The organism is Polynucleobacter sp. 35-46-11 (assembly GCF_002281105.1).
The window spans coordinates 1-1,102 of record NZ_NCFJ01000711.1; the positions used below are offsets into that span (position 1 = coordinate 1).

Annotated in this window: 1 protein-coding gene and 1 pseudogene; both read right to left on the minus strand. The window is 48.8% G+C overall.

What is annotated here, in order from left to right:
• The coding region (locus B7Y67_RS19010) for an FAD-binding protein (protein ID WP_293599967.1) at positions 1-999 on the minus strand (999 nt) is incomplete at its 3' end.
• 4 nt (positions 1,000-1,003) lie between these two features.
• Positions 1,004-1,102 (minus strand): annotated as a pseudogene (locus tag B7Y67_RS19015) (succinate dehydrogenase, hydrophobic membrane anchor protein); the annotation flags it as partial.

Here is a 1,102-nt window from a genome sequence, read left to right on the forward strand (position 1 = left end):
GGATGGCAAACGTTTCATAATGGTCTCAGCGCCGATATGCGTCAGATCAAGCACAACATAGTCGCCATTAGGACCGCAACCGCGACCTTCTTTAATCTCTTGATCCATACAACGAGAAACGAAGTCACGTGGTGCTAAATCTTTATAGGTTGGCGCATAGCGCTCCATGAAACGCTCACCATCTTTATTGCGCAAAATGCCGCCTTCACCACGGCAACCTTCTGTCAGCAAAACACCAGCACCGGCTACGCCAGTTGGGTGAAATTGCCAGAACTCCATATCTTCCAATGGTATGCCTGCGCGAGCTGCAAGACCCATACCGTCACCAGTATTGATGAATGCATTAGTCGATGCATCCCAAATACGGCCAGCACCGCCAGTAGCCATCATGACAACTTTGGCTTCCAGGATATAAACCTCACCGGTTTCCATCTCTAAGGCGGTCACGCCCACCACATCACCCGCGTCATCGCGAATCAAGTCCAAGGCAAGCCACTCTACGAAGAAATTGGTTTTTGCACGGACATTGCGCTGGTATAGGGTATGCAACATGGCATGACCTGTTCGGTCAGCAGCGGCACAGGCACGTTGAACAGGTTTCTCACCATAGTTCGCAGTATGTCCGCCAAATGGGCGCTGATAAATTGTGCCATCTGGATTGCGGTCAAATGGCATACCAAAATGCTCTAACTCATAAACTACCTTCGGCGCTTCACGGCACATGAACTCAATCACGTCCTGATCGCCCAACCAGTCAGAGCCTTTAATGGTGTCGTAAAAGTGATAGTGCCAATTATCTTCACTCATATTGCCTAATGAAGCACCAATACCACCCTGCGCTGCAACAGTATGAGAGCGCGTTGGGAATACTTTAGTCAATACCGCAACATTTAATCCAGCTTCTGCTAGTTGCAAAGAAGCGCGCATACCGGAACCACCGGCACCAATAATCACCGCATCAAAACGACGGCGTGGCAGTACTTTTTTAATCGCAGTCATTAAATTACACTTTCCACAAAATTTGTACGGCATAAGCCGCACAGGCTACGAGGTACAAAACGGTTAACACTTGCAGTGCTAAGCGAATGCTGACGGGTTTGAT